This is a genomic window from Curtobacterium oceanosedimentum (assembly GCF_040545555.1).
Lineage (GTDB): Bacteria > Actinomycetota > Actinomycetes > Actinomycetales > Microbacteriaceae > Curtobacterium.
The window spans coordinates 312,252-337,846 of the sequence record NZ_JBEPMD010000002.1; the positions used below are offsets into that span (position 1 = coordinate 312,252).

The following is a 25,595-nucleotide window of genomic DNA, read 5'->3' on the forward strand; positions in this document are numbered from 1 at the left end:
GCGATGAGTGCCACGACACCGAACACGGCGAGGACACCGGCGACGACGAAGACGTCGAACACGAAGGACTCCGTTGGTTGCTGCGGGTCCGACGCCGGGCGGCGCGGACCGCACCACGTGTGGTGCGGTACCGATGCTGGATCCGGCCGTGTGCCTCCAGGTCGGTCCTAACGAGATCCTGACGGCGTCCTGACGGACGCGTGCACCGCCCTAACGCGCAGGGCACGAGGGAGCTTCACCGTTGCCCGCCGTGGACGGCTCGGCTGTCCTCGGATCATCACGATCGGCCCGCTCGCCTCACGGCTCGGGCCGATTTTCTTGTCTCGGGGTGGGAGGACGAGGTGTCGTACGCGAAACCGTGGCTGTCGATCGACGAGCAGATCGCGTTGCTGCGCGAGCGGGGTCTGTCCATCGAGGACCACGATCGCGCGGCAGCAGCGCTCCAGGAGAGCGGCTACTACCGCCTGAGCGGCTACCTCTACCCGTTCCGTGTCTCCGGGACGGAGACCGACGAGAGCGGACGCCAGACCACCGTCGTGCTCGAGCAGTAACGCTTCGGCGTGTACGAGGTCCTGGCAGTCCTGGCGTACCTGCTCGATTCCGTGCCGTCGAACGTCGACTGGCAGGTCCGTACCGCAGAACTCCTGTCCGCGTTCCCGGCGGTCGACGGGATCGACGTCGCTTCGATGGGTCTCGTCCCCGCCCGGCTCGACGAGCCGATCTGGAGCCGGCGCCGGGGGGATGTCGGTCCGGTCAGTCCCTGAACGATCGGCGCAGTCGGCTGGCGAGCGCGTCGACAGCAGCACGCAGTTCGCCCGGCCCCTCGACCACGAACGGCACCGTCAGCCCGGCGACCGCGCCGGCGAGCCCGTCCCACGACCAGGACCCGAGCGTCAGCCGTCGACGGTCGTCGACGGGATCCGCGAGTACGGCGTCCTCGGGCAGGAACGGGACGGTCCGCGCGGCGTCGGCAGCGCTGAGCGACACGGTGCCCCTGCACGGCCACGCGTCCTCGTGGTCGGAGCCCTTGAACCGGGCCGACACGAACGCCGCGGCGTCCCCGCCGGGTACGGGTCGCGGCGCGAACGGCAGCCGGGTGCGCATCCGCGGGGCGATCCGGTCGACGCGGTACGTGCGCCAGTCCTCGTGCTCGGGGTCCCAGGCCAGCAGGTACCAGCGGCCGAGCCGGGCGACGACCGCGTGCGGCTCGACCCGGTGCGGGGTGTCCCGCTCGCCGTACCCGAAGCGCAGGACCTCGCGCCGGTGCACCGCCTCGCTGACGGCCACCAGCACGTCGGGGTCGACGCGCGGGCCGGACGACCCGACGACGGCGTCCACCAGGTCGACGCGTTGCCGGAGCCGGTCGGGCATCACCTGCCGGACCGTCGCCAGCGCGCGGACGGCGGACTCGGCGATGTCGGCCCCGGAGGCCGGCGCGACCGCGAGCGCCAGGGCGATCGCCACGGCCTGGTCGTCGTCGAACAGCAGCGGCGGCAGGTCCGATCCGGCGGCGAGGCGGTAGCCGCCGGCCGGTCCGCGGACCGAGTCGATGCGGTAGCCGAGCTCACGGAGCCGATCGACGTCGCGACGGAGCGTCCGGGGGCTGACGGTCAGGCGGCCGGCGAGCTCGTCGCCCGTCCACTCACGGTGCACCTGCAGCAGCGAGAGCAGGGCGAGCATGCGCGAGGAGGGGCCGGCCATGCCACCATCCTCGTCCGAGAAGCGGTCACGATCTGACCGCAACGCCCGTGACACTCGACCCATGAGCATCGAGACCACGACCCACATCAACTTCGACGGACAGGCACGCGAGGCCCTGGACTTCTGGGCGTCCGCGTTCGGCGGCACCGTCACCGCCGCGACGTACGGCCAGATGGGCGCGTCCCAGGACCCCGCCTGGGCGGACCGCATCGTCTTCGGCCAGGTCGCGACCGACGCCGGCTTCCGCATCATGGCGTTCGACGTCTGGCCGGACCAGCCGTACGACCAGGGCGCGAACGCCTTCTACGTCTTCGTGCACGGCGACGACGCCGACGAGGTCACCCGCTACTGGGAGGCACTGTCCGACGGTGCCGAGGTGCGACAGCCCCTCGCCCCGTCGCCGTGGGCCCCGCTCGCCGGACAGCTCCGCGACCGGTTCGGCGTCGTGTGGCAGTTCGACGTCGCGGCGCCGCAGGGCTGAGCCCTCAGCACGTGGGCGGTCCGGCGACCGTCCACGTGCTGACCGTCACGGCGGCCGTCACGGTCGTCGGGGCGAACACCCTGCCCGGGTCGACGTGGTGGTGGCTCGGGCCCATGTGCACGACGTCGTGCACGTCCTCCGCGGACAGGTCCATCGTCCAGGTCAGGTCCTCGGACGACCGCAGCGCGAAGGTCGGCTCGAGCGAGTCCCGCAGCCGCCGCTCCTTCTCCGGGTCGACGGCGATGGTCGCCTCGGCCAGCTCCGCGAGGTGCCCGGTCCGCGGCGTCACCACGGCGAGCACGCCCGCCGGGTGCAGCACCCGGGCGTACTCCCGCTGGTTGCGCGGGGCGAAGACGTCCAGCACGACGGCCGCCGCGTCGTCGACGACCGGGAGGCGCTCGGTGACGTCCCCGACGACCGCTCCCGCCCGCGGGTGGACGCGGGCCGCCCGTCGGATCGCGACCGCGGACAGGTCCAGCGCGACCCCGAGGCGGGCAGTGACGGAGCCTGCCGGAGGCGAGTCGGGCCTCCCGTCCGACGCGGTCGCGTCCGATGCGGCCTCGTCCGGTCCGTCCGCATCCAGCACGTGCGCCAGGTACGTGCCCGGGCCGGAGCCGACGTCGAGCACGACGCCCGGCGCCTCGGTCGCTGCGACCACCGCGGCGAGCGCCCGCTCGACCGGCGCGTAGTGCCCGCGACCGAGGAACCGGATCCGCGCGTCGACCATCTCCGGGGTGTCCGCGGTCAGGGCGCGACGCTTCGCGGGCAGGAGCGTGAGGTGGCCCTGCTTCGCCTCGTCGAACCGGTGTCCGGTGGCGCAGCCGACCTGCCCGCCGTCGACACGGACGAGGGGCTCGGCGCAGACGGGGCAGGCGAGCACGGGGAGCAGGTCGTCGCGCACCGACCCAGCGTACGGGCGTCGGTAGCCTGGCCGGATGGCACTGGAGCAGCTCTTCGGCCTCGACGGACGTCGTGCACTGGTCACCGGGGGCAGTTCCGGCATCGGTCGGGCGATCGCGCTCGCCCTCGCGGACGCGGGCGCCCACGTGGTGGTCGCAGCGCGCACGCGGGACGCGATCGACGAGACCGTTGCGACGATCACCACCGGCGGCGGGTCCGCCGTCGGCGTCGTCGCGGACCTGTCGACCCGGTCGGGAGCCCACGCGCTCGCGGACGCCGTCGGCGAGGTGGACGTCCTCGTCAACTCGGCCGGCATCAACCTGCGGCCGCCGATGCCCGACCTCGACGAGGGCACGTGGGACGCGACGATGGCCGTCAACCTCGACGCACCCTTCGTGCTCGGTCAGCGGCTCGCGCCCGGCATGGCCGCACGGGGGTACGGCCGCATCATCGGCATCAGCTCCCAGCAGGCGCACCGCCCCTTCGCTGCGAGCGGCGCGTACGGGGTGTCGAAGGCCGGCCTGGAGGCACTGGCGCGCTCCCAGGCGGAGGCCTGGTCGGGCAGCGGGGTCACCTCGAACGTCCTGGTCCCCGGCTTCGTGCAGACCGCGCTCAACAGGCGGCTGTCCGCCGACCCGGAGCGGGTCGCCGCGCTCGCCGCGCGCACGCTCGTCGGGCGCAACGGCGAGCCGTCGGACTTCGCGGCCGCGGCGGTGTTCCTGGCCGGACCGGGCTCCGCGTACGTCACGGGCCAGTCGATCGCGGTCGACGGCGGCTTCTCGGTGCACTGACGCCCGTGCACTGACCGCCGTGCGGCGGGCCGACGGTGGAAGCCGAGGTGTGCTCGGTAGCGTCGGTGCATGGCCGTCGTCCACCGCGCAGAACTCCGACCGTCCAAGGCCGAGGCCCTCGCCGCCTGGCTGCCCGCGCAGCCGTGGAGCGGACTCACCGCCGGTGCCGCCGTCGAGGTCGTCACCCGCTTCCGGTTCGACGACCCCGAGGGCGAGGTCGGCGTCGAGGAGATCATCGTGCGGACGCCCGAGGGACGGCTCCTGCACACGCCGCTGACCTACCGCGGCGCTCCGCTCGACGGCGCCCGGGGCTCCCTGGTGTGCGAGATGCACCACTCCGTGCTCGGGCAGCGCTGGGTGTACGACGCCGTCGCGGACCCGGTGTACGCCGACGTCCTGCGTCGCGCGATCGCCACCGGCGGGCACGAGGCGGAGCTCGAGCGCGCCGACGGCTCCGGACGGCTCGACAAGGAGGGCACGGCGGTCGGCAGCGGATCGGCGCCGGACTCCCCCACGGTGACGTCGGTCGCGGCCAGCACCGACGGGACCGAGACGACGGTGCGCACGGGTCACGGCGACCTCGTCGTGCTGCGGGTGATCGGTCTCCCCGTGCCGGACGGCGAGACACTGACCGCGACCTGGGGCGACCGCTCGGTCGTCGTCGCGGTGCTGCCCGCCTGACGGACGCCGCCCGGCCCCTCGAGGACGTGCCCCGTCCGGGGGACTCGGAGCTTCCGGGCGTCTGATTGCAATGTGCAACTTCGAGGCGGGACCGACTGGGTGGGGCTGCTCCCCGCCGCGGTGGTCACCGCTGCCGTCGACCACGACCTGAGCGGCCCGCTCGCCGACGACGAACGCGCGGCGATCGCCCGTGCCGTCCCGTCGCGGCGTGCCGAGTTCCGCACCGGCCGCCTGCTCGCCCGCCTTGCCCTGACGGCGATCGGCACCCCGGTGACGGCACTGCCCGTGGGCCGGAGCGGGGCTCCCCGCTGGCCCGACGGCGTGGTCGGCACGATCACCCACTGCCCCGGCGTGCGCGCCTGCGCCGTCGCCCGGCGCGACGAGCACGCCGGCATCGGCATCGATGCCACGCCTGCACGTCCCCTGCCGCCGGGAGTGCTCCGACGCGTCGCCGACGTCGCGGACGACCGTGTCGCACGAGGTCTCGCCGCGCTCCGGCGAACCGGTGTTGAGAGTCCGGACAGCGTCCTGCTCGCCGCGACCGAGGCCGTCGCCAAGGCCCGCTCGACCGCGCACGACGGCTGGTTCGGCATCGACGGCGCCCACGTGGAGCTGCGCCCGGACGGGACCTTCACGGCGAGCGCGCGTCGCGGCCCGGCGTTCGCGGCGACGGGACGGTGGGCAGTTGACCGGGGGACGGCGCGTGCGGGCATCGTGCTCGCCGCGCGCTGAGACGCCGCGCGCGGGGGCGCGTCGGACGAACGAGGAAGGGAACCACCATGGTGCAGCAGGACGAGGACACCTCCGTCGAGGCGGTGTTCGACCGGTACGCCGACCGAACGGCGCTCCGACAGCGGGACGGCGACGTCGTCACCGACACGAGCTTCCGGGAGCTCCGCGACCGTGCGCGGGCCCTCGCGGCGGTGCTCGGCGAGACCGTGGCCCCGGGTGACCGGATCGCGGTGCTCGGTCCCCCGAGCGCCGACGTCGTGACCCTCGAGCTCGCGTGCTCGGTGCTCGGCGCGGTGAGCGTGCCGCTGCAGACGAGTGCGCCCGTCGAGCAGCTCCGTGCGATCGTCGACGAGACGACGCCGGTGTGGCTGGGCGTCACCGCCGACCAGGCAGCGACGGCCCGGGCGGTCACCGACGCGGCAGCAGCCGAGGTCCGCACCGTCCTGCTCGACACGGCGGGTGCGGCCGGCGGCGCGACCGGTGCCGAGGGCACCGACGATGCGGCAGCGCTGCCGACGCTCGCCGACCTGGTGGCGCGGGGCCGCGACCGGCCGCAGCCGACCCCGTGGCGACCGGCACCCGACGAGGACCCCCTCGCCCTGCTGCTGTACACCTCGGGCAGCACCGGGACCCCGAAGGGCGCGATGTACACGCGGTCCATGGTCGAGCGGCTCTGGCACGCACTGCCGCCGGACCACCCGGGCGCGGTGACCGTCGGCTACGCCTACCTGCCGCTGAGCCACCTGACCGGTCGCGCCGCGCTGCTCGCCACGCTCGGTCGCGGCGGCACCGTGGCGCTCGCGACCTCGACCGACCTGTCGGCCCTGTTCGAGGACCTCCGGGTCTACGCGCCGACCGAGCTCGTCCTCGTCCCGCGGATCGCCGAGATGGTCCGCCAGGAGGGCGCCCGCGAGGAGCAGCGACGACTCACCGCCGGCGCGACCGGAGCCGCTGGCGCGACCGACGCCGCGGCCGTGCGTGCACAGGTGCAGGACGACCTCCGGACGCGTGCCTTCGGCGGTCGCGTCCGGCAGGCCGTGTGCGCCAGCGCCCCGCTCACGCCCGAGCTCCGCACGTACCTCGAGGCGTGCCTCGGCGTCCCGCTGCACGACCTGTACGGCTCGACCGAGGCGGGCAGCATCCTGCGCGACGGCGTGGTGCAGCAGCCGCCGGTCACCGAGCACAAGCTCGTCGACGTCCCCGAGCTCGGCTACCGCACCACCGACCGACCGCACCCGCGGGGCGAGCTGCTCGTGCGGAGCACCGCGGTGATCCCCGGGTACTTCCGTCGCCCGGACGTCACCGCCGCGGTGTTCGACGAGGACGGGTTCTACCGGACCGGCGACGTGATGGCGCAGACCGGTCCGGACACGTACGAGTACCTCGACCGTCGGAACAACGTCATCAAGCTCTCGCAGGGCGAGTTCGTCGCGGTCTCCGCACTCGAGGCGACCTACGGTGGGACGCCGGAGGTCCGGCAGATCGCCCTGCACGGGGACAGCAGGCACGCGTTCCTCGTCGCGGTCGTCGTGCCCGTCGACCCGGAGGCCACGGAGGGCGACCTGCTCGCCGCCCTGCAGCGCACCGCCCGCGCGCACGGGCTCGCCCCGTACGAGGTGCCCCGAGCGATCGTCGTCGAACCGGACCCCTTCACGGTCGACAACGGCATGCTCTCCGATGCCCGCAAGCTCCTCCGTCCCCGGGTCACCGCCCGCTACGGGGACCGGTTCGCCGCGCTCTACGACGCGGCCGCCGAGCAGCAGAGCGGCACCCTCGTCGCCACGCTGCGCGAGCACGTCGGCGACGAACCGACCGTCGACACGGTCGTCCGTGCCGCCCGTGACCTGCTGGGCGCCGAGGTCAGCACGGCAGCCGCGTCGGCCGCGCGGTTCTCGGACCTCGGCGGTGACTCACTGTCGGCCCTGACGTTCTCCGGGGTCCTCGAGGACGTCTTCGAGACCGAGGTGCCCGTCGGCGTCATCACCGACCCGACGAACGACCTCGCCGCCGTGGCCGCGTACGTCGAGCGATCGGCCACCGACGACCGCCCGACCGTCGCCCGCGTGCACGGCGCGGACCCGGCGGTGCTGCGCGCGTCGGACCTGCGGGTGGACCGCCTGCTCGGCGCGGTCCCCGAGCCGGTCGCACGCGCGCCCCGCACCACCCCGGACGGGCCCCGCACCGTCCTGCTCAGCGGCGCGAACGGCTACCTCGGCCGCTTCACCGCGATGGACTGGCTCGAACGGCTCGCACCGGTCGGCGGCACGCTGGTCTGCGTCGTGCGCGGCTCGGACGACGCCGCTGCCCGTCGTCGACTGGACGCCGCGTTCGCGGCCGATCCCGCGTTCGCCGACCGGTTCGCCGAGCTCTCGGGGGCGCTCGAGGTGGTCGCGGGCGACGTCAGCGAGCGCCTGCTCGGCCTCGAGGAACCGCGGTGGGAGGACCTCGCCACACGGGTGGACCTCGTCGCGCACGCCGCCGCCCTGGTGAACCACGTCCTGCCGTACTCCGCACTGTTCGGGCCCAACGTCGTCGGCACCGCCGAGGTCGTCCGACTCGCGATCGCCGCCGGGAGCGTCCCCGTCACCTTCGTGTCGAGCGTCGCGGTCGCCGGCGGAGCCCGCCCGAGCGCGTCCGAGGACGTCGCCCCCGACGCCCCCGCGGCACTCGACGAACGGGCCGACATCCGGTCGACGATCCCCGAGTGGACGGTCGCCGACGAGTACGCGAACGGTTACGGCGCGAGCAAGTGGGCGAGCGAGGTGCTGCTCCGCGAGGCGCACGAGCAGCACGGGGTCCCGGTCGCGGTGTTCCGCTCCGACATGGTCCTGGCGCACCCGCGCTGGCGCGGCCAGGTGAACCTGCCGGACGTGTTCACGCGCCTGGTCTGGAGCGTGCTCGCGACCGGGCTGGCACCCGGGTCCTTCGTGCAGCGGACCCCGGACGGCCGGGTGCAGCGGTCGCACTACGACGGCCTGCCCGCCGACTTCACGGCCGCAGCGATCGACGCCATCGGCGCGTCCGTGGTCGACGGTCACCGGACGTTCAACGTCGTCAACCCGCACGACGACGGTGTCTCGCTCGACACCTTCGTCGACTGGCTGGTCGAGGACGGGCACGCGATCGAACGCATCGAGGACCACGCCGAGTGGGTCGACCGGTTCCGGTCGGCGCTCGAGGCACTGCCGGACGAGGACCGCGCGCGCTCCGTGCTCCCGCTGCTGCACGCCTTCGCGGTGCCGGAGGCTCCGCACGCCGGGTCCGCGATCCCCGCCGACGCGTTCACGGCGGCCGTGCGGGCGGTGCGCCCGCTCGGGTCGCCGGACGTCCCGTCGCTCGACCACGCGCTCATCACCAAGGTGGCGGACGACCTGACGTTCCTCGGCCTGCTCGGCCGGGTCGCGTCGCCCACGCGCTGAGCACCGGACGGGAGGCTCGGTGCCGGTCCGACACCGCGCCTCCCGTCCGTCACCCGCTCACGCCGGACGCCCCTGCCGGGCCCGCCCCGACGGGCACCGGCAGGGCCTGTCTGCGCACGGCGAGCTGCTGGCAGGATCGAGCACGTGAAGACACTGGAGTTGCCACAGACCGACCTCACCGCGTCCGACGTCGTCGTCGGCCTCATGCGGATCAACGACATGAGCGACGAGGACATCCGCGAGCTCTACACCGCCTCGCGCGACGCGGGCGTCACGATGTTCGACCACGCCGCCGTGTACGGGGTCTGGCACGGGTGCGAGCAGCGCTTCGGGTCGGCCGTCACCCTGTCGCCGTCCGAGCGTGCCGCGATCCAGCTGCAGACCAAGGTCGGCATCCGCCCGACGCCGGACGGCGCGTACTTCGACTTCTCGTACGAGCACATCATCGAGTCCGTGCACGAATCGCTCGAGGCACTGCGCACCGACTACGTCGACGTGCTGCTCCTGCACCGCCCCGACGCGCTCGTGGAGCCCGAGGAGGTCGCCCGCGCGTTCGAAGAGCTGCACGCCGCCGGCAAGGTGCACCACTTCGGGGTCTCGAACCACACACCGGGTCAGGTCGAGCTGCTCAAGCGGTCCGTGCGGCAGCCGCTCGCGTTCAACCAGGTACAGCTGAGCATCACGCACGCCAACGTCATCACCCAGGGACTGACGGCGAACATGGCCGGTCTCGACCAGTCGATCGACCGCGACAACGACATCCTCAACCACGCACGCCTGAACGACGTGACGCTGCAGGCGTGGTCGCCGTTCCAGAAGGGCTTCTTCGACGGCGTCTTCCTCGGCGACCGCGAGCAGTACGCCGAGCTGAACGACGTGCTCGAGGAGCTCGCGTCGGCGCACGGCGTGACCCCGACCGGCATCGCGGTGGCGTGGATCACCCGCCACCCCGCGCACTTCCAGGTCGTCCTCGGCACGACGAACCCGCAGCGCGTGCGGGACTCGGCCGCGGGCTCGGACGTCGAGCTCTCGCGCGAGGAGTGGTACCGCGTCCTGACGGCGGCGGGGCACACCGTCCCCTGACCGGGGATCGGGGCGGCCGGGCCGGGTTCCGGCCCGACCGCCGAGGGTCAGTCGTCGGCGGTCGGGGCGCTCGGCACGCGGACGTCGACGGGTGACACCCGGGTCGGGTCGGCCGATGCTCCGCCCACGACGCCGAACGAGATGCCGAGCTCGGCGGCGGAGTCCTCGTCGAGCTCGAGCCCGTCCTCGGTGGCCTGGTCCTCTGGGATGGCGCGACCCTTCGACGGGTCCCACGCGTTCGCGAACGACATGCGGACGAGCTTGCCGCCCGCGGCTGGCAGCGAGGTGTCAGGCCTCGACGGTGTCCGTCAGAGGTCGTCGGGGTGCAGCCGGTCGCCCGCCTCGGGTCGGCGGAAGACCGGGCCACCGCCGGCCTCGTCCTCGTCCTCGTGCGGGGCGGGTGAGACCGACGGGTCGACCGAGTCGGGGCCGACGTCGGCGCCGCGGTCCTCCTCGACCTCGATCTCGGTCTGGTCGCTCCCGTCCACGGGGAGGTCGGCTCCGAGCTGGTCGGCACCGGGCTGCTGCGGATCGAACGGTGTGCTCATCGACATGACCCGAGCGTGCTCCCGGTCGGTGGAGGCGCGGTGGACGATGTCCGCCCACCGCGTCCCGCACCGGACTCGGGTACCCGGCCGCGAACGGGTCAGCCCCGGCCGGGACCCTTCGCCGGCCCCTCGGTGAGCGACCCGACCGTGGTGTCGACCGTCGTGTCCGCCGCGCCGGCCCCCTTGCCCTTGCCGCTGTTGCTCCCGGGACCGTTGCCGTTGCCGTTGCCGTTGCCGCTGGTGCCCTGACCGCCCTGAGGTGCCTCGACGGGGTTCGACGCCGGGCCGCCCGGCTGGGGACCGACGGTCGGGTCGTCGGCGGGCTGGCTCGGTTCCTCCGCGGGCTCGCTCGGCTGCTGCTCCTGGCTGGGCTGCTGCTCGGGCTGACTCGGCTCCTGCTCGGGCTCGCTCGGCTGCTGCTCCTGGCTCGGCTGCTGGTCCGGCTCGCTCGTCTGCTGTTCCGTCGGTGACGAGGATCCGGTCGGCGCCGGAGCGGGGTCGTCCCCGCCGCCCAGGGCGAAGAGCGCGACGCCGATGCCGGCCAGCACGAGGAGCCCGACGACCACCGCGACGATGATCCCCGTACGCCGCCGCTTCGGCTCGTCCGTGGCGACACCCCCGCGCCCGGCAGCACCGGCTCCCCGTACCGTGGCACCGCCGGCCGCCGCTCCTCCGCCCGCAGCAGCGGCGGCGCCCGCTCCACCGGCGCCGCGCTGGGCACCGAGGACCGTGGTCGCGACGTCGTCCTGCGCCGCGGGTCGGTCGTACGCGCGGGTCGCGGCGTCGGCACCGCCTGCGGTCGGCATCGCCCGGGTCGCCTGGTCGGCGTCCGCTGCACCCGGCATCGCCTGGGTGGCCTGGTCGGCACGGGCCGCGTCCGGACCACCGGCGCCGAGCGCGGCACCCGCGAGACCGGCCCCTGCGCCTGCCGCGCCGCCGGCTGCGCGGGTCAGGGTGCCGGGGCCGCCGGGGAGCAGCTGCGTCGCCGGAGCCGACCCGTCGCGTTCGAGAGCCCGGAGGCGTCGGGCCGCCTCGGCCGCGGTCGGTCGCTCGGACGGGTCCTGCGCGGTCATCACGTGCAGCAGCGTCCGCCACGCGGTGGGCAGGTGCTGGTCGATCTCGGGACCCCGTGTGAGCCGCGCGGTGGCGGACTCGACCGCCGTGCCGGGGAAGGGCCGTTCGCCGGTCAGGCACTGCAGCAGGAGGAGCCCGAGGGCGTAGACGTCGGCCTGGCCGGTGACCTCGCGGCCCAGGACCTGCTCCGGGGAGATGTACGCGGCGGTGCCGATCACGGTCCCCGTCCCCGTCACGCGGGCGGCGTCGCGGAGCAGGGCGATGCCGAAGTCGGCGAGCTTGACGTGCTCCCCGTCGCTCTCGAGCAGCACGTTCGCGGGCTTCACGTCCCGGTGCACGATGCCCTGCGCGTGCACGGCGGCGAGCCCCTCGGCGACCTGGGCACCCATCCGGGCGGTCGTCGTGGTGTCGAGGGGTCCCTCGCGCAGCCGGGTGTCGAGGTCGCTGCCGGGGACGAGCTCCATCACGAGGTACGAGTCGCCGTCCTCGTCGTCGAGCGCGGCGTCGTACAGCGTGACGAGCGACGGGCTGCGGAGCGCGGCGAGGGTGTGCATCTCCGCCTCGGCCCGGGCACGTTCGCCGTGGTCGACGGCGCCGATCCGGAAGACCTTGACGGCGACCTCGCGGCCGAGCTGCTCGTCGACGGCGCGGTAGACGGAGGCCATGCCGCCGTGCCCGAGCGTGCCGGTGACGCGGTACCTGCCGCCGAAGAGCCGTTCGTCCATGCGGGTGAACCTACCGTGGCGACCTGACCGGGCGTGCCGGTCCACCACCGCGACGGACGGGTTCCGCGCCCCGGTGCAGGGCCGTCAGGTAGAGCCGGTGCGCTGTGATGACGAGCGACAACCACGCCAGCCCGAGCGCCCACGCGGCGAGGACGTCCGTCGTCCAGTGGTGCCCGAGGAACACCCGCGAGACGCCGATCGACAGCACGAAGAGCGTGCCGACCACGATCGTCCACACGCGGGTCACCGTCCGCGACTGCCGGAGGATGAGCAGGTAGACGATCGTGCCGACGACGACCGTGGCGTTGAGCGTGTGACCGGACGGGAACGACGCCGAGTGCTCGTACGGCGGTACCGCGTCGGACAGCGGCGGACGGGCACGGCCGATCAGGTCCTTGCCCGCGATCGTCATGAGGAGCGAGCCGCCGCTCGCCGCCACGAGCAGCACCAGTGGGGTCCAGGCGCGGCGCTGCACCGTGAAGCCGATCAGGAAGCACACCGCGACGATCGGCATCCCGATCGTCCCGGCGATGTCGGTCCACCACGTGACCGCGCGGTCGGCGAACGGGGAGCGCAGGGTGAGCATCCAGTCGAGCACCGGACGGTCGAGCACGGCGACGTCGTCGGACTCGCGGACCGCGTCGTACACCTCCGACGCCGCCCAGGTCGCCGTCACCGCGACGCCGATGCCGATCAGGAGCGTCAGCACGAGCAGCGGGAGCGCGCCGTACCGGCGGCCGAGCGCGGCCCAGGCCTCGGCGACCGCGTGACCGGCACGCGAGCGCCACGACGTCAGGTCGACGGTGCCGAGGTGCCGGTCCGCGTCGACGGCGGAGCGCTCGTCGCGGTCGACCCGCCCGGCGGCCGCCGCGAGTGGGTCCGTCGGGTCCTCGTGGTCGGCACGCTGCATCGTCCCACCCTGCCCGTCGGACGCTGCGAGCACCCGGACCGGACCACGCTGCGCGCGCCCGGACCGTGCGGCGGACCTCAGTCCTTCGCCGCCCCGTAGTCGCGCACCGTCGACACCGTCAGGGGGAACACCACCGGGAAGTCCCGGAAGAGCAGGCGTCCGGCGTCGACCGCCGCGGCGCGGACCTGCTCGGCCACGAACGCTGCGTGCTCGACGGGCGTGTGCACCACGAGCTCGTCGTGCACGAAGAACACCAGGTGCGGGCCGACGGTCAGCGGGCCCGGGAACCGCGTCGCGAGCCGTGTGCGGAGCGACCCCATCCACGCCAGTGCCCACTCGGCCGCCGTGCCCTGCACCACGAAGTTCCGCGTGAAGCGCCCCCAGCTGCGCGCACGTCCCTCGACCGCCCGCTGCTGCGCCGGGGTGCCGTCCACCGACCACGCGCGGTTCCGTGCGGCGAACCAGGCCTCGTCGGGGACGGGTGACGTCCGGCCGAGCAGCGTCGTGACGGGCTCGCCCCGCTCCCCGGCGCGGGCGGCGCGGTCGACGAGGCCGAGCGCCGCGGGGAACGCCCTGGCCAGCCGCGGCACGAGCCGTCCGGCGTCGCCCTGGGTGGCGCCGTACATCGCGCCGAGCATCGCACCCTTGGCCTGCTGCCGGGTCTCCACGGCACCGGAGGCCACCACGCCGTCGTACAGGTCCCGCCCGTCCCCGGCGGTGGCCATGGCCCGGTCACCGGCCATCGCCGCGAGGACCCGCGGTTCGAGCTGCGCCGCGTCCGCCACGACGAAAGCCCACCCGTCGTCGGCGACCACCGCGCTGCGGACGGTCCTCGGCAGCTGCATCGCGCCGCCGCCGTCCGCCGCCCAGCGGCCGGTGACGACCCCGCCGACGACGTACTTCGGGTGGAACCGCCCGTCCTGCACCCACTCGTCGAGCCAGGCCCAGCCGTTCGCCGTGAGCAGCCGGGAGCGCTGCTTGTACTCGAGCAGCGGTGCGATGACGGGGTGCTCGAGCTCCCGCAGTTCCCACTTGCGGGTCGACGACACCATCAGTCCGGCTGCTCTGAGCGACCGCAGGACGTCGGCGGGCGAGTCCGGGTTGAGGCCGGGGTCGCCGAGGTGCGCCCGGATCTCCACGGCGAGCTCCTCGAGCCGACGCGGTCGCACTCCTGCGGGCACACGCGGTCCGAGCTCCTGCTCGAGCAGGCGCTCGTGCACGTCGGCGCGCCAGGGCAGCCCGGCGTGCAGGATCTCGGCCGCGACGAGCGCCCCGGCCGATTCCGCGGTCGTCAGCAGGCGCAGTGCTCCCGGGGTCGTCGACGTGGCGATCGCGTCGAGCTGCAGCCGGAACTCGGCGACCGGGTCGGCCGTGTCGTCGGCCGGCACGACGGCGAAGAGCGCGTCGTCGAAGAGCCGGGCCTGCGTCGGGCGGGCGGGCCGGGCCTCCTGGCCGGCGGCGTCCCACGTGTCGACCGGGGCCGCCGCGAGGGCGGTGCCCCGTGCGGCGAGCGCGCCCCGCAGGATGCGCCGGCAGAGCCGGAGGTCGATGCAGCGGCCCACGCGTCCGCCGGCCGCCAGGACGGCCGGGTACCAGCGGGCGGTGTCGTCCCAGACCCAGCGCACGTCGGGAGCGTCGTGCGCGGCGACGAAGGCCGGGAGGCCCGGCTCGTCCAGGCGCGTCGGCGCACCGGCCGACTCCCCAGCGTCGGTCAGGGGCGTCGCGGTGACGCCGCCGTCGACGCGGCGGAGGACGAGGTGCACCCGACGATCATCCTCCCTTCCGCGAGACGCAACGTCAGCGGGTGCTCGCAGCGGTACAGCGCTGCGAGGTGTCGCCGAGGTTGCGTGGTGCGGAGGCGGGAGGCGGAGGGGGAGGGCTCAGTCGGCGTGGTGGGGATCCTGCGCCGCGTCGGTGCGGGGGTCGGTGCCGGCGGCGTCGCCCGGTCGGACGGCCGCGGAGTCGGCGACGTCGATGCGCACGTCTCCGTCCTCGGCGCGGGACACCTCGACGCGCGGGTCGGCGTCGTGCTCGTCCGATCCGGACATCCGTCGGAGGGTGTCCTGGCGGCGCTCCTCGAAGGACATGTCGACGCCGTCGCCGAGGTGGTCGTGGTCCGTGTCGCTCATGGGACCGACCGTACCCGCGGCCACCGCGCCGGCGCTCGGCAGCGTACTTGAGCGACCGTCGGCGATTTGGTGCGCGAATCGGACAGACGCCATGGTGGAGCGATGGAGACGGAACGCGCACGAGCACCGCGGTGGCGACCGGTCCCCGCCGACGACGTCCCGATCCACGCGGTCGTCCGCTACCGCGACCGGGGGCGCCTCGTCGCCGGCACGGCGGTCGACGTCCTCGACACCCCGGGGCGTCCTGCCCTCATCGTCCGCGCGGACGACGGGCAGCACCACGTCGCGCCGCGTGCCGTCCCGCTGGAGATGCGGGTCGTCTGACCGCCCGGTCGCGCCCGTTCAGCAGAGCGGGACGTTGACCGCCAGACCGCCCATCGCGGTCTCCTTGTACTTCGTGGACATGTCGGCGCCGGTCTGGCGCATCGTCTCGACGACCTGGTCGAGCGACACGTGGTGCACACCGTCGCCGCGGAGCGCCATCCGGGCCGCGTTGATCGCCTTGTTCGCGGCGATCGCGTTGCGCTCGATGCACGGGATCTGCACGAGACCACCGATCGGGTCGCAGGTCAGCCCGAGGTTGTGCTCCATCGCGATCTCGGCGGCGTTCTCGACCTGCTCGGGCGTCCCGCCGAGCACCTCGGCCAGCCCGGCTGCGGCCATCGACGCCGCGGAGCCGACCTCGCCCTGGCAGCCGACCTCGGCGCCGGAGATCGACGCCCGCTCCTTGTAGATCGAGCCGATCGCCCCGGCGGTGAGCAGGAACCGGACCACGGCGTCGTCGCGGTCCTCCGGCGCGACCTCGGAGACGTACGTCAGCGCGTAGTACAGCACCGCGGGGATGATGCCGGCGGCGCCGTTCGTCGGGGCGGTGACGACCCGGCCGCCCGTGGCGTTCTCCTCGTTGACCGCCATCGCGGTGAGGTTGACCCACTCCATCGCGAAGAGCGGGTCGTGGTGCGGGTCGTCGCGGGTGAGCTGCTCGTGCCAGTTCGCCGCGCGACGACGGACCGTCAGTCCCCCGGGCAGCGTGCCGGTGCGGCGGATGCTGCGGTCGACGCTCTCGCGCATGACGTCGTGCACGTGCAGGAGTCCGGCGCGGACCTCGGCCTCGCTCCGGGTGGCGGTCTCGTTCGCCATCGCGATGCCGCTGACGGGCATGCCGGTCACGGCGCAGGCCGCGAGGAGCTCGGCGCCGCTCGAGAACGGGTGCGGGACGGCGTCGTCGACGGGGATGGCGGCCTCGGCCACGGCGCCCTCGGTGTCGGTCGTGACGAACCCGCCGCCGATCGAGTAGTAGGTCTCCTCGGCCAGGACCGTGCCCGCCGCATCCGTCGCCCGGAGCCGCATCGCGTTCGGGTGCCGGGGCAGCATGGTGAGCGGGTGCAGCACGATGTCGGTCTGGCGGAACGGCACGGTCGCGCCTCCCGCGAGCCGCAGCGCGCCGGTCTGCTCGAGCTCGTCGAGTGCGGCCGCCATCACGTCGGGGTCGACGGTCTCGGGGTCGGACCCCATCAGGCCGGCGAGCACCGCCCCGAGCGTGCCGTGCCCCTGGCCGGTCGAGGCGAGCGAGCCGTACAGGTGGACGTCGAGGCCGGCCACGGGGGCGTCGGCGAGCCCGGCTGCGAAGGCCGCTCCGGCTCGCATCGGCCCGACGGTGTGGGAACTCGACGGGCCGATCCCGACGCTGAACAGATCGAAGACGGAGACCGGCACCCCGCCACACTAACCCGTCCGGACGGCGCGGCTCCGGAGCAGCGGAAGTGGACCGCTCCATCGGCACGGGCGTGGGAGACTCGTGCCATGCCCATCCTCCACAAGGACATGCAGGTCTGCATCTCGCTCGCTGCCCGCCCGAGCAACATCGGCACGCGCTTCCACAACTTCCTCTACGACGAGCTCGGGCTGGACTTCGTCTACAAGGCGTTCACGACGTCCGACCTGCCCGGCGCGGTCACCGGCATCCGCGCGCTCGGCATCCGCGGCTGCTCGGTGTCGATGCCCTTCAAGGAGGCGATCATCCCCCTCGTCGACGTGGTCGAGGAGTCCGCGGCCGCCATCCAGTCGATCAACACCGTGGTGAACGACGGCGGTGTGCTCACCGCGTCGAACACCGACTACGAGGCCGTCGCGTCGCTGCTCCGCACGCACGAGGTCGACCCGTCGGCCCGCGTGGTCCTCCGCGGGTCCGGCGGCATGGCCAAGGCGGTCACGGCGGCGTTCCGCGGCGCGGGCTTCGAGCAACTGACCGTCGTCGCGCGCAACGCGGAGACGGGTGCCGCCCTCGCCGAGCAGTACGGCTTCGACTGGGTCGAGACCGAGCAGGCAGCACCGGAGGCCGACGTCCTGGTCAACGTCACGCCCCTCGGCATGCGCGGTGCGGACGAGGAGGCACTCGCCTTCGCGCAGGAGCGGGTCGAGGCCGCGGCCACCGTCTTCGACGTGGTCGCGTTCCCCTCCGAGACCCCGCTGGTCCGGGCCGGTCGCGCCGCCGGTGCGCGCGTGATCACCGGCGCCGAGGTCATCGCACTGCAGGCAGCGCGCCAGTTCGAGCGGTACACGGGCGTCGCCCTGACGGACGACCAGGTGCGTCGGGCGAGCGAGTTCAGTCGCGCAGAGTGACCGGATGACGGTCTGGAGGCTCGTGGCGGCGCCGCCACGAGCCTCCAGACCGTCTAGTGGACGCCCGCGCGACCCTCCGCGACCCAGCGGAGGCGCCGGATGCTCTCGTTGTTGCGGATCCAGATGCCGGGCTGCGCGATGAGCCCCGGGACGAGCGACCCCGGGCCCCGGACGGGGTTCTCACGCAGGGTCACGCGGCTCCCCCGCGGATGCGGTTCCACCTCGACCTCGACGCGGGCCTCACCGACCGGCCAGCCCTTCGCCTGGATCACCAGGCGACGCGGCTCGTCGACCTCGAGCACGATCGTCGTGTCGTTGATCAGGAACGGCCAGATGCCGAACGAGTGGTGCAGCTCCGTGCCGACGGCGGGCCACCCCGGGTCCTGGCCGCGCATGCGCGAGGCGCCGACCACCCAGGTCGGGTAGAGCCAGCCGTCGCGGAGCACGTCGAAGACGGCCTCCGGGCTGCAGTGCAGGATGCGGACGTTCTTCGCCATGGTTCATTCCTCCGGTGCGAGGTCGACGTGCTCGGACAGTCCGAAGGTGTGGCGCAGCGCACTGCGGGCCGCGTGCCAACCCGCCATGCCGTGCACACCCGGACCGGGCGCGGACGCCTCCGAGCACAGGTACATGCCGCCGCCCATCCGCCACGGGTCCGACGACAGGACGGGCCGCTTGACGAGCTGCCAGAAGCTCGCGGCCCCGGCGGCGATGTCGCCGCCGACGTAGTTCGGGTTGTACTCCCCCATCTGCACGGCCGTGCGGCTGCTCGACTGCAGGATCGTGTCGCGGAACCCGGGTGCGAAGCGCTCCACCTGCCGCACGATCGAGTCGGTCGGGTCGACGTCGGAACCCGCCGGCACGTGCGCGTACGCCCAGAAGACGTGCTTGCCGCGGGGTGCACGACCCGGGTCGACCACGGTCGGCTCCGAGCCGAGCACGTAGGGGCGTTCCGCGTGCCGACCCTGCGCCACCGCCCGCTCCGCCTCGGCGATCTCCGCGCGGGTGCCGCCGATGTGGACCGTGCCCGCCTTCCGCAGCTCGGTGTTCGTCCACGGCACCGGGTCGGACAGCGCGAAGTCGACCTTCGCCGCCGCGTTGCCGAACCGGAAGCGGCGCAGTGCCCCGCGCTTCGGGGTGGGGATCTGCTTCCCGGCGATGTGGAGCATGCCCGGGACGCTCGTGTCGAAGAGGACCGCCTTCGCCGGGGTGAGGTCGGCGAGCGAGCGCACCTCGCGGCCGGTCTCGATCGTGCCGCCGTGCGCGACGAGGTCGGCGGCGAGCGCGTCGACGATCGCCTGGCTGCCGCCGATCGGCACCGGCCACCCGCGGGCGTGCGCGTACGACCCGAGCGACAGCGCGGCCGCGGCGGTCGACAGGGACGGCATGTGCTGGATCGAGTGCGCGGCGACGCCCGACACCATCGCGGGCGCGACCTCGTCGCGGAAGCGGGCGTTCCACGCGGCGCTGCCCTGCTCGAGGGCGCGGAGGCCGAACCGCAGGACCGTGAGCGGGTGCCGCGGGACGTGCAGCAGCGCGTCGGTGGCGAAGTCGGCGACCTGGTCGGCGTTGCCGGACAGGGGCGCCATGAGGTTCCGGAACGCCCGGCCGTCGATCCCGAGGCCCTCCGCGGTGCGCTCGAGGTCCCGGTAGGCGATGCCGGCGCGACCGCGGTCGAGGGGGTGGCCGTACTGCACCTCGGGCAGCCGGAGCTCGATGCGGTCCTCCATGCGGAAGAGCCGGAAGAACTCGGACTGCAGCGCCATCGGGTGCACCGCGGAGCAGACGTCGTGGTGGAACCCGGGCAGCGTCAGCTGTGCCGTGCGGGCGCCGCCGCCGATCGTGTCGTTCCGCTCGACGACCTCCACCGACAGGCCGGCCCGCGCGAGCGTCACCGCCGCCGCGAGTCCGTTCGGTCCGGCACCGACGACCACCGCATCAACCATGGGTCCGAGCCTAGGGACCGGTGCCCCCGCGAGCGGTCAGGGGCGGGCGGTGTCCACGTCGGCGGGGTCCGTGCCGTCCTCGGGGCCGTCACCCTCGTCGGGTTCGTCCGCGTCGACGGGCGTCGCGACCGGTGCCTCGGCGCCCGCCGGGTGCTCGGCGAGCAGCGCCGCGAAGTCCTCGTCGAGCATCTGCTGCAGCCGTTCGTCGCGGCCGATCTCGTAGTCCTCGGTCGGACGCTGCGCCCACCCGAGGCGTCCGACGACAGTCGTGCCGATGTCGTCCCACGCCCGGGCACGGGCCTGCAGCACGATGCGGTCGACGAAGCCCTGGTCGTCGCGCCGCCGGTCGAGCATCTCGGCGAGCTGCTCGTACGTGGCCTCGCGCGTGCGGAGCTTCAGGTCGTCGCCGCGCTTGTAGTCGTGCTGGTGCTGCGAGCGCCCCCGCTTGTTGCTCGACGTCGACCGGATCTCGCGCATGCGGGCGGCGTCACCGCGCTGCTCCTCGGCCATGCGGTGCAGTTCCTCGCGGGTGGCCTCGGCGATGACGGCGTGGTCGAAGTACCCCTGGTCGCGGAGGGCGTTCGTGATGATGCGGTTCGCCACGGCGACGGTGACCGCGGCCTTGGCGATGAGGAAGCCCTCGTCCACGGCACGCTTCAGCTCGACCTGGCTCACGGGTCGGTCGCGAACGTCGTTCCTGGTGCGTCGTCCGAACAGGGCCATGCTCCGACGATACCGGCGTGCGGCCGTCCGTCCGCAGGAGGACCCGCGATCACACCCCGGAGGGACGCGCCGCCACGTCGACGACCCGTAGCGTCGATGCCATGACCACCGTGCAGCACACCCCCCGGACCGGCCTCGGCACCGCGAGCCTCGTGCTCGGGATCTGCTCGCTCCTCGCCGGCTGGACCTTCTTCGCCCCCGTCGTCGGCCTCTGCCTCGGTATCGCGTCCCGCAGCCGGGAACCGATGGCGCGCGGCCGGGCGGGGTGGGGGATCCTGCTCAACCTCGTCGCCCTGGCGGTGTGGATCCTGGTCGGCGTGCTGCTCGTCCTCGGTGGCACCTTCGCCGTGTGGTCGGGTGCGACCCAGGGTCGCTGACGGCCGTCAGGTCACCAGCCCGTACACCGCCACGTCGACCCGCCGGGGTCCGAGCGGCAGGGCACTGCGCAGCGTCCCCTCGTGCACGAACCCGAGCCGCTCCGCCAACGCCCGACTCCGGACGTTGTCGACGCCGGTGCGGACCTCCACCCGGGCGCTCCCCCGCTCGCGGGCGACGTCCACCAGTGCGGAGGCGGCCCGGTGGACGATGCCCCGGCCCTCGTACCGCTCGTCGATCCAGTAGCCGAGCGACGCCTGGCCCAGGTAGGGGTCGAGGGCGAGCGACGCGGACCCGACGATGCGTCCGTCCACGCGGATGACGCAGGGGACCGCGCGGTCCATCGCGTACTGCCCGAGGAGCTGCTCGGTGTGCAGCACGAGGGAGTCCCGCGAGACCGACGCCCACGCCCAGGGCTCCGCCGCCCGCAGCCGCGCGAGGTTGGCCTGCACGAGGTCGTGGACGGCGTCGACGGTGCTCAGGTCGCGCAACGACAGCGCGTACCCGTCGCCGAGGTCCCGTCCCGAAGCCGTCACGCGTCCGACACTATGCACGCGGACCCGGCACGTCCGGAGTCGGGAGGTCCGGCACGGACGCAGGACGCGACGCGACGCGACGCGACGTGATGCGACGCGACGCGACGCGACGCGACGCGACCGCGGTACCGCCGACGCGATCGAAGCGACCCGGCGGACGACGGGAGGCGCGGCACCCACCGGCACCGCGCCTCCCGTCCGACCGCCCGTCCGTCAGGGCGCCGTGATGAAGCCCTTGTCCACCATCCATTCGAACGCGACGTCCGCCGGCTCGCGCCCCTCGACGTCCACCTGGCGGTTCAGCTCCTGCAGGGCCTCGTCGGTGAGCTCGGGTGAGATCTGGTCGTACACGTCGCGGAGCTGCGGGTACTCCTCCAGCGTCTCCGAGTCGATCACGGGCGCGACGTTGTACGCCGGGAAGAACCCGCGGTCGTCCTCGAGCACCGTCAGGCCGAGCGACTTGATGCGGCCGTCGGTGGTGAAGACCTCGCCGAAGTTGCACTTGCCCCGGTCGGTCGCGGTGTACACGGTGCCGGTGTCGAGGATGCTGACGTTCGACGTCGGCACGCCGTTCTCGCCGGACCCGCCGAGCTCCAGTCCGTACTTCTCGAGCATCGGCTTGAAGCCGTCCGCACGGGAGTTGAACTCCGACTCGACGCAGAACGTGCGCTGGTCGACCGGCAGCTTCGTGATGTCCGAGAGGGTCTTCACGTCGTCGAGCTCGGACACGGCCTCGTCACGCACCGCGAACGCGTAGGTGTTGTTCATCGGCGCGGGTTCGAGCCAGGTCAGCCCGTTGCCGGCGTCCTCGTCCTTGACCGCCTGCCACTGCTCGGTCTTGTCCGGGATCCCCTGCTCGTGCGCCATGAAGGTCAGCCAGGCGGTCCCCGTGTACTCGTACGTGAAGTCCGCGCCGTGCGAGGTCATCAGCTCGCGCACCGCGACCGACCCCGGCACGTTCGTCTCGTCGGTGACGTCGAACCCGGCCGCCTTCGCGGCGAGGACGGCGATCTTGCCGAGGACGAGCTGCTCGGTGAAGTTCTTCGACGTGACGGTCAGCTTCGCATCGTCCGGCAGGTCGTCGATGCGCTGGATCGACCCCGGGGCGGCGCCCGGCACGAAGGACGCGGCGGGCTGCAGGCCGCAGCCGGTCAGGACGAGGGCGCTCGCCCCCGCCACGGCGGCGGCGGTCACCCAGCGGCGACGGGCGGACGGACGGGAGGCGCGGCTCGCGTCCCGCGGTCCGGCGTGCGTCGAGTCGGCGTGCGTCGCGTCGGCGTGCGTCGCGTCGGCGGGCATCATCGGAGTCCCTTCGGTCGTGCGACCGTCTCGACCACGCGGCCGATCCAGTCGATGGTCAGGGCGAGGAGCGCCACCAGGAGCGCCCCGGAGACGAGCACCTTCGGCAGGAACAGGTTCACGCCCGTGGTGATGAGGAGGCCGAGGCCGCCCGCCCCGACGAAGGTCGCCAGGCTCGCGGTACCGACGAGCAGCACCAGTGCCGTCCGGATGCCGGAGAGCATGACCGGGACCGCCAGCGGCAGTTCGACCTTGAGCAGCACGCTGAGGGCGCTCATGCCCATGCCCCGGCCGGCCTCGACGAGCCGGTCGTCGACGCTCTGCACACCGAGCATGGTGTTCCGGAGCACCGGCAGGATCGCGTAGAGCACGAGGGCGACGACCGCCGACCAACTGTTCAGGCCGAGCCAGGCCGCGAGCAGCACGATGAGCCCGACCGCGGGGGCCGCCTGGCCGAAGTTCGCCACGGCGATGACGGTGGTGCTCGCCCGTCGGAAGGGCCCGCGGGTGAGCAGGACCCCGAGCGGGATGCCGATCACGAGCACGAGCACGGTGGCCTGGAGCGTCAGGACGAGGTGCTGGCCGGTGAGCTCGAGGATGCCCGACGGGTTCAGGGTCGAGCGCTCGGTCGCACTGAGGTCCGCCGTGTTCAGCCAGACGACCCAGGCGGCGAGGACCACCAGGATCGCGATCGGCTGGACGAGCAGCCCCTTCCACGGGGTGCGCTGCGCGGTGCCCGGGCCGGCTGCGGCGGGGGCGTCGGTCGCGACGGTGGTCACAGGTCCTCCCCGGACGTCGCGACCGTCGGGGCCACGGGCGAGGACGGCAGGGTCTCGATCGGGTTCGTGTTCGTGCCGACGGGCGTGTACGCCTGCTCGTCCGCCGCGGCTGCACGGGACCGGGTGATGGCCTCCATGACGGTCTCGACGGTGATGACGCCGCGGAAGGCGTCGCGGCGACCGGTGACGAGCGCGGCACCGGCGCTCGAGACGAGCATCGTGTCGAGCGCGTCGTTGAGCGTCGCGGCCTCGCCGACGACGGGCAGGGCCGGGTCGATGCCCTCGGGGATGCGGTCGAGGCGCTCGAGCTGCCGACGCGACGGCCAGCCGATCGGGCGCTGGCGGCGGTCGACCACGACGGCGTGCCCGTGCCGTCCGGCCTCGTCCATGCGCTGCAGGACGGCTTTCGCGTCCTCGCCCGGCGAGCAGGTGACGGCGTCGACGACGTCGACGTCCCGCACGCGGTTCAGCGTCAGCTGCTTCAGGCCGGCGCCGGAGCCGATGAAGTTCTCCACGAACTCGTTCGCCGGCTCGGCCAGGATGCGCTCCGGGGTGTCGTACTGCACGATGTGCGCACCCTCGGTGAAGATCACGATCCAGTCGCCGAGCTTCACGGCCTCGTCGAAGTCGTGCGTGACGATGACGATCGTCTTGTGCAGTTCCTCCTGGATGCGCAGGAGCTCGTCCTGCAGGCGCTGCCGCGTGATCGGGTCGACGGCACCGAACGGCTCGTCCATGAGCAGGACGGGCGGGTCGGCGGCGAGCGCCCGGGCCACCCCGACGCGCTGCTGCTGGCCGCCGGAGAGCTCCCGCGGGAAGCGGTCGCGGTAGGTGTCGGGGTCCAGCGAGACGAGGTCGAGGAGCTCGTCGACGCGGGCGGCGATCTTCTCCTTCGACCAGCCGAGCATCTTCGGCACGATCGCGATGTTCGCCGCGACCGTCATGTGCGGGAAGAGCCCGCCGGCCTGGATGACGTAGCCCATGCGGCGGCGGAGCTCGTCGCCGTCGATGCTGGTGACGTCCTCGTCGCCGACGACGATGCGCCCCTCGGTGGGCTCGATGAGCCGGTTGATCATCTTGAGCGTGGTGGTCTTGCCGCAGCCGGACGGGCCGACGAGCATGACGACCTTGCCGGCCGGGATCTCGAGCGTGATGCCGTCGACGGCGGGCTTCTGCTGCCCCGGGTACCGCTTGGTGACCTCGTCGAGCAGGATGCTTCGACCGGTCACGTCCCCCTCGGGCGCGGTGCCGGATGCGTGGTCGGTGCTGGCGTGGTCAGTGCTGGACACGGATACCTCTCGGGGTGGTCAGGCGGCCGAGGCCGATGAGGAGCAGGTCGAGGACGAGGGCGAGCAGGACGACCCCGACCACCCCGACGACGACGGAGTTCAGGGCGTTGGCGCCGCCGAGCCGGGAGAGCCCGGAGAAGATGAAGCCGCCGAGTCCGGGGCCGAGCGCGTAGGCGGCGATGGCGGCGATGCCCATCACCATCTGCGCGGACACCCGCACGCCGCTCAGGATGATCGGCCACGCCATCGGCAGCTCGATCTGCAGCAGGGTGCGCATCCGGCTCATGCCGATCCCCCGCGCGGACTCGACGACGGTCGGCGGGATCTCGGCGAGGCCGACCACCGCGTTCCGCAGGATCGGCAGCGTGGCGAAGAAGACGACGGTGACGACGGACGGCACGACGCCGAACCCGAGCGGCACGATCAGCAGACCGATCACGGCGAACGACGGCAGGGTGAGCCCGACGGCGGACACCCCGTTCGCGATCGACGTCAGTTGCGGACTGCGGTAGACGAGTGCTGCGAGCACCACGGCGATGAGCGTGGCGAGCACGGTGCACTGGACGACCAGTGAGAAGTGCTGCCACGACGAGAACCAGATCTGGTCCCATCGCTCCACGACGTACTGGAACACGGTGTGTGCACCCCTCCCTGGTCGGCCGAACGGCCCACAGACCGGGGCACGAACCTGACCGACCGTACGCAGGCGACGGGGTACCTGACCAACGGCAAGCAACCGACCCGTGCAGATCCTGCAATTCCACGCAGGGAGAAAGCCCCGGTCAGGGGCAGGTGCCGGCCCCTCACCTGGGAGAACGGTAACGATGTCGAGCGGCGGTCGGCTACCCGGGC

Annotated in this window: 28 protein-coding genes; 11 read left to right on the forward strand and 17 right to left on the reverse strand. The window is 73.5% G+C overall.

The features are described 5' to 3' along the window. Nucleotides 1–341: 341 nt before the first annotated feature. Entirely contained in the window at nucleotides 342–551 is a 210-nt protein-coding gene (locus tag ABIC52_RS03380) for a hypothetical protein (RefSeq protein WP_209823762.1), read from the forward strand. A gap of 9 nt (nucleotides 552–560) precedes the next feature. After that, nucleotides 561–764, forward strand: a complete 204-nt coding sequence (locus ABIC52_RS03385; protein WP_209823761.1) for a hypothetical protein — start codon at nucleotides 561–563, stop codon at nucleotides 762–764. Here ABIC52_RS03385 and ABIC52_RS03390 read toward each other — a convergent pair. Continuing rightward, the gene (locus tag ABIC52_RS03390; RefSeq protein WP_209823760.1) at nucleotides 754–1,701 is read right to left on the reverse strand and encodes a helix-turn-helix transcriptional regulator; all 948 of its coding nucleotides are present in this window, start codon (nucleotides 1,699–1,701) and stop codon (nucleotides 754–756) included. The two genes, ABIC52_RS03385 and ABIC52_RS03390, sit on opposite strands and share 11 nt — an antisense overlap. A gap of 61 nt (nucleotides 1,702–1,762) precedes the next feature. Here ABIC52_RS03390 and ABIC52_RS03395 point away from each other — a divergent pair, with 61 nt between their 5' ends. Continuing rightward, on the forward strand, nucleotides 1,763–2,182 hold the full coding sequence (locus ABIC52_RS03395) for a VOC family protein (RefSeq protein ID WP_126891048.1): 420 nt from the start codon (nucleotides 1,763–1,765) through the stop codon (nucleotides 2,180–2,182). Nucleotides 2,183–2,186: 4 nt separating this feature from the next. Here ABIC52_RS03395 and ABIC52_RS03400 read toward each other — a convergent pair whose 3' ends face one another. Then, nucleotides 2,187–3,083: a putative RNA methyltransferase gene (locus tag ABIC52_RS03400; protein ID WP_354026618.1), complete on the reverse strand. Its 897-nt coding sequence runs from the start codon at nucleotides 3,081–3,083 to the stop codon at nucleotides 2,187–2,189. A 34-nt stretch (nucleotides 3,084–3,117) separates the two neighbouring features. Here ABIC52_RS03400 and ABIC52_RS03405 point away from each other — a divergent pair, with 34 nt between their 5' ends. The 5 genes from ABIC52_RS03405 to ABIC52_RS03425 all read left to right on the forward strand — a co-directional run bounded on the left by ABIC52_RS03405 (nucleotide 3,118) and on the right by ABIC52_RS03425 (nucleotide 9,788). Next, nucleotides 3,118–3,873 carry an SDR family NAD(P)-dependent oxidoreductase gene (locus ABIC52_RS03405; protein ID WP_209675687.1) on the forward strand — a complete coding sequence of 252 codons (756 nt, stop codon included), beginning with the start codon at nucleotides 3,118–3,120 and terminating at the stop codon, nucleotides 3,871–3,873. Nucleotides 3,874–3,942: 69 nt separating this feature from the next. Next, entirely contained in the window at nucleotides 3,943–4,554 is a 612-nt protein-coding gene (locus ABIC52_RS03410) for a CG0192-related protein (protein ID WP_354026619.1), read from the forward strand. A 72-nt stretch (nucleotides 4,555–4,626) separates the two neighbouring features. Further along, nucleotides 4,627–5,286, forward strand: coding sequence for a 4'-phosphopantetheinyl transferase family protein (locus tag ABIC52_RS03415; RefSeq protein WP_126891052.1), 660 nt, complete (start codon nucleotides 4,627–4,629; stop codon nucleotides 5,284–5,286). A gap of 47 nt (nucleotides 5,287–5,333) precedes the next feature. Beyond that, on the forward strand, nucleotides 5,334–8,705 hold the full coding sequence (gene car / locus ABIC52_RS03420; RefSeq protein WP_354026620.1) for a carboxylic acid reductase: 3,372 nt from the start codon (nucleotides 5,334–5,336) through the stop codon (nucleotides 8,703–8,705). A 144-nt stretch (nucleotides 8,706–8,849) separates the two neighbouring features. Beyond that, nucleotides 8,850–9,788 (forward strand): aldo/keto reductase, encoded by a 939-nt coding sequence (locus ABIC52_RS03425; protein ID WP_354026621.1) that lies wholly within the window; start codon nucleotides 8,850–8,852, stop codon nucleotides 9,786–9,788. 47 nt (nucleotides 9,789–9,835) lie between these two features. Here ABIC52_RS03425 and ABIC52_RS03430 read toward each other — a convergent pair whose 3' ends face one another. The 6 genes from ABIC52_RS03430 to ABIC52_RS03455 form a co-directional block, all read right to left on the reverse strand. Then, entirely contained in the window at nucleotides 9,836–10,039 is a 204-nt protein-coding gene (locus ABIC52_RS03430) for a hypothetical protein (RefSeq protein ID WP_126891055.1), read from the reverse strand. Between the two features lie 57 nt (nucleotides 10,040–10,096). Further along, nucleotides 10,097–10,342, reverse strand: a complete 246-nt coding sequence (locus ABIC52_RS03435) for a hypothetical protein (protein ID WP_354026622.1) — start codon at nucleotides 10,340–10,342, stop codon at nucleotides 10,097–10,099. A gap of 92 nt (nucleotides 10,343–10,434) precedes the next feature. Further along, nucleotides 10,435–12,135, reverse strand: a complete 1,701-nt coding sequence (locus tag ABIC52_RS03440; protein WP_209675694.1) for a serine/threonine-protein kinase — start codon at nucleotides 12,133–12,135, stop codon at nucleotides 10,435–10,437. A 10-nt stretch (nucleotides 12,136–12,145) separates the two neighbouring features. Next, nucleotides 12,146–13,045, reverse strand: a complete 900-nt coding sequence (locus ABIC52_RS03445) for a phosphatase PAP2 family protein (protein ID WP_354026623.1) — start codon at nucleotides 13,043–13,045, stop codon at nucleotides 12,146–12,148. A gap of 77 nt (nucleotides 13,046–13,122) precedes the next feature. Continuing rightward, complete coding sequence (locus ABIC52_RS03450; RefSeq protein ID WP_354026624.1) at nucleotides 13,123–14,808, reverse strand: bifunctional 3'-5' exonuclease/DNA polymerase; 1,686 nt, start codon at nucleotides 14,806–14,808, stop codon at nucleotides 13,123–13,125. A gap of 117 nt (nucleotides 14,809–14,925) precedes the next feature. Beyond that, complete coding sequence (locus ABIC52_RS03455; protein WP_250366337.1) at nucleotides 14,926–15,174, reverse strand: hypothetical protein; 249 nt, start codon at nucleotides 15,172–15,174, stop codon at nucleotides 14,926–14,928. A 102-nt stretch (nucleotides 15,175–15,276) separates the two neighbouring features. Here ABIC52_RS03455 and ABIC52_RS03460 point away from each other — a divergent pair, with 102 nt between their 5' ends. Continuing rightward, the gene (locus ABIC52_RS03460) at nucleotides 15,277–15,498 is read left to right on the forward strand and encodes a hypothetical protein (protein ID WP_126892051.1); all 222 of its coding nucleotides are present in this window, start codon (nucleotides 15,277–15,279) and stop codon (nucleotides 15,496–15,498) included. Nucleotides 15,499–15,516: 18 nt separating this feature from the next. Here the strand turns inward: ABIC52_RS03460 and ABIC52_RS03465 are convergent, their stop codons facing one another. After that, nucleotides 15,517–16,890: an L-serine ammonia-lyase gene (locus tag ABIC52_RS03465; RefSeq protein WP_126892052.1), complete on the reverse strand. Its 1,374-nt coding sequence runs from the start codon at nucleotides 16,888–16,890 to the stop codon at nucleotides 15,517–15,519. Nucleotides 16,891–16,977: 87 nt separating this feature from the next. Here ABIC52_RS03465 and ABIC52_RS03470 point away from each other — a divergent pair, with 87 nt between their 5' ends. After that, on the forward strand, nucleotides 16,978–17,796 hold the full coding sequence (locus ABIC52_RS03470) for a shikimate 5-dehydrogenase (RefSeq protein ID WP_126892053.1): 819 nt from the start codon (nucleotides 16,978–16,980) through the stop codon (nucleotides 17,794–17,796). 53 nt (nucleotides 17,797–17,849) lie between these two features. On the opposite strand, the gene ABIC52_RS03475 is transcribed toward ABIC52_RS03470, so the two are convergent. From ABIC52_RS03475 to ABIC52_RS03485, 3 genes are read right to left on the reverse strand one after another with little or no spacing between them, the layout of a single operon-like run. After that, a complete protein-coding gene (locus ABIC52_RS03475; RefSeq protein ID WP_126892054.1) occupies nucleotides 17,850–18,293 on the reverse strand; it encodes an SRPBCC family protein in 444 nt (147 codons plus the stop codon). 3 nt (nucleotides 18,294–18,296) lie between these two features. Then, a complete protein-coding gene (locus ABIC52_RS03480; protein ID WP_126892055.1) occupies nucleotides 18,297–19,742 on the reverse strand; it encodes a phytoene desaturase family protein in 1,446 nt (481 codons plus the stop codon). A 36-nt stretch (nucleotides 19,743–19,778) separates the two neighbouring features. Next, nucleotides 19,779–20,465 (reverse strand): hypothetical protein, encoded by a 687-nt coding sequence (locus ABIC52_RS03485; protein WP_126892056.1) that lies wholly within the window; start codon nucleotides 20,463–20,465, stop codon nucleotides 19,779–19,781. A 101-nt stretch (nucleotides 20,466–20,566) separates the two neighbouring features. Between ABIC52_RS03485 and ABIC52_RS03490 the strand changes: the two genes are divergently transcribed. Next, nucleotides 20,567–20,842, forward strand: a complete 276-nt coding sequence (locus ABIC52_RS03490; RefSeq protein WP_126892057.1) for a hypothetical protein — start codon at nucleotides 20,567–20,569, stop codon at nucleotides 20,840–20,842. A gap of 6 nt (nucleotides 20,843–20,848) precedes the next feature. On the opposite strand, the gene ABIC52_RS03495 is transcribed toward ABIC52_RS03490, so the two are convergent. The 5 genes from ABIC52_RS03495 to ABIC52_RS03515 form a co-directional block, all read right to left on the reverse strand. Beyond that, entirely contained in the window at nucleotides 20,849–21,376 is a 528-nt protein-coding gene (locus ABIC52_RS03495) for a GNAT family N-acetyltransferase (protein WP_126892058.1), read from the reverse strand. Nucleotides 21,377–21,589: 213 nt separating this feature from the next. Beyond that, nucleotides 21,590–22,678 carry a glycine betaine ABC transporter substrate-binding protein gene (locus tag ABIC52_RS03500; protein ID WP_354026625.1) on the reverse strand — a complete coding sequence of 363 codons (1,089 nt, stop codon included), beginning with the start codon at nucleotides 22,676–22,678 and terminating at the stop codon, nucleotides 21,590–21,592. Next, nucleotides 22,675–23,454 (reverse strand): ABC transporter permease, encoded by a 780-nt coding sequence (locus ABIC52_RS03505; protein ID WP_126892059.1) that lies wholly within the window; start codon nucleotides 23,452–23,454, stop codon nucleotides 22,675–22,677. The genes ABIC52_RS03500 and ABIC52_RS03505 overlap by 4 nt, the downstream gene beginning before the upstream one ends. Next, nucleotides 23,451–24,743 (reverse strand): ATP-binding cassette domain-containing protein, encoded by a 1,293-nt coding sequence (locus ABIC52_RS03510; RefSeq protein ID WP_354026626.1) that lies wholly within the window; start codon nucleotides 24,741–24,743, stop codon nucleotides 23,451–23,453. Before ABIC52_RS03510 ends, ABIC52_RS03505 begins: the two co-directional genes overlap by 4 nt. Then, a complete protein-coding gene (locus tag ABIC52_RS03515) occupies nucleotides 24,730–25,377 on the reverse strand; it encodes an ABC transporter permease (RefSeq protein WP_354026627.1) in 648 nt (215 codons plus the stop codon). Before ABIC52_RS03515 ends, ABIC52_RS03510 begins: the two co-directional genes overlap by 14 nt. Nucleotides 25,378–25,595 lie beyond the last annotated feature (218 nt).